The organism is Neisseria sp. P0009.S007, assembly GCF_051962515.1.
In genome coordinates, this window is record NZ_JBQCVF010001032.1 from 1 (window position 1) to 299 (window position 299).

At 55.5% G+C, this 299-nt stretch carries 1 protein-coding gene; it reads right to left on the reverse strand.

The genetic code is table 11. The features are described 5' to 3' along the window. On the reverse strand, positions 1 to 299 hold a 299-nt coding region (locus tag ACTHS3_RS17630), incomplete at both ends, for an RnfABCDGE type electron transport complex subunit D (protein WP_440368715.1).

A 299-nucleotide genomic window follows, 5' to 3' on the forward strand; every position in this document is an offset into this window, starting at 1 on the left:
GGAAGTAAATCGCGCCGAACAGCATTTTGCCCAACACGCCTGCTTCAGACGACATATTGATGCCCAAAGCGTTGGCAAGGGCGTAATGCCAGTCGTTGGCGATGCTTTGTTGCAGCAAATCTGGCGTCAGCGCGCCGAATGCCTGCGCACCGACGTTGTACATACCGTAAAACATGGCGGGAAACAAAGCCAGCCACACCAAAATCATCATGCGTTTGGAGTCGAGCGCGTCGCGGACGTGTGCCGCTTTGCGCGTTACCGCACCGGATGTGTAGAAAATCGTCGCCGCAGCTTCATAG